Below are 1,529 nucleotides of genomic sequence, written 5' to 3' on the forward strand. Positions count from 1 at the left end.
AAATGAAAAGCTTTTCATTTAAAAGGGCACGTCGAGCGGACCGTTGAAGTCGCTAGGCGTAAAGCATTCGCCTTTCGGGATACGTTTGAAACCTTGGAGGAGGCTAACGCCTACCTGCTGGAAGTATGCGAAAGACTGAACAACAAGCCCCAAGATCGACGGGAAGGGAAATCAGCAACAGCTTGTCTGGAAGAGGAGCGCCCGTTCTTATTCGGGGGTTTACCCATGTTTGACGCTGCGCGAGTCGTACACGCCAGAGTGGATAAATATGCAACGGTGGTTGTGGATCAAAACCATTACTCTGTTCCCGATCATCTGGTCGGCAAACTTATCATGGTTAAGATCTACTCCGGGCGGATTCAATGCTTCTACGAAGAGATGAAGATTGCCGAACATAACCGACTGGTTGGATGCCATGAGTGGAGACTAGAACTGCTTCACTATCTCGAAACACTAAAGAAAAAGCCTGGCGCATTAGCCGGTAGCACGGCACTTGCGCAGGCTCAATCCCACATCAAAAACATATATGAGACTTATTATAGCAGACGTGAGAAAGATTTTATAGAGCTGCTGCAATACATTCGGGATGATGCCAATTTAGAGGAAGTACAGCGTAGCATTAAGCAATTGGACAACCTGCACCCTAGCCATGTAACAACGGATAAAGTCAAGGCACTCTGCGCCAAAGGACGGGAAATGGATGCCCCTCCCCTGCTGCATTCACAGGCGTCACAAGCCATTCTACAGCAGGCCGCGGCACAATTGCGCCAGTATGATGACATGTTTGGAACCCACACGATACAAATGGAGGAGGCGATTGCATGAGTCAATCTTCGCGTAAGGCTTGGATGGAGTCGGTGATCACATCCAGTACGGAATTAAAGCTTTCGATGATTCGGCAGCATGCCGAGGCACAAATTCAGGAAGCCAACCAGAATGAGATGTGTTACGAAGAGTTTTTGGCACGCCTGCTGCAAAAAGAATGTGATGCGAGGCTTGAAGCCTCTCGTTATAATCGGATTCGCTTGGCGAAGTTTACACACAAGAAATATTTGGAGGATCTATCCGTCAGTGATCTGCCCGAGGATGCGCAGAAGAAGCTGAAGCAGTTGAAAAGCTTGGACTTTATTCGAGAGGGGCGCAACGTCATCCTTTCTGGAAATCCAGGAACGGGTAAGACCCATATGGGTTTGGGTCTTGGGATCAAGGCATGTTTGGAGGGCTACAAGGTGTGGTTTACCACCGTCCCTTTGCTCATTAACCAGATCAAGGAATGCCGCGCTCAGCAAACGCTACGTGCCTTCCAGAATCGTTTTGAGAAGTACGATTTGGTCATTGCCGATGAGATGGGCTATATCTCATTTGACAAAGAGGGATCGGAGCTCTTATTTACTCACCTGTCCCTTCGTGCTGGCAGAAAATCAACGATTATTACAACCAACCTCTCCTTTGAGCGTTGGGGGGAAATCTTTCAAGATCCCGTCATGACAGCTGCCATGATTGACCGTTTGACGCATCAATCCTACATT

The 1,529-nt window shown here is 48.3% G+C and carries 2 protein-coding genes; both read left to right on the top strand.

All coding sequences use genetic code 11. The annotated features are described in order from the left end of the window. The first annotated feature begins 93 nt into the window (after window positions 1-93). Window positions 94-825, top strand: coding sequence for a Mu transposase domain-containing protein (locus L1N85_RS26965; protein ID WP_235242093.1), 732 nt, complete (start codon window positions 94-96; stop codon window positions 823-825). Continuing rightward, window positions 822-1,529, top strand: a 708-nt coding sequence (istB, locus tag L1N85_RS26970; RefSeq protein WP_235242094.1) for an IS21-like element helper ATPase IstB, incomplete at its 3' end; no start/stop codon positions are given. The genes L1N85_RS26965 and istB, both read left to right, overlap by 4 nt.

It is taken from the genome of Paenibacillus alkaliterrae, assembly GCF_021532375.1.
Taxonomy (GTDB): domain Bacteria; phylum Bacillota; class Bacilli; order Paenibacillales; family Paenibacillaceae; genus Pristimantibacillus; species Pristimantibacillus alkaliterrae.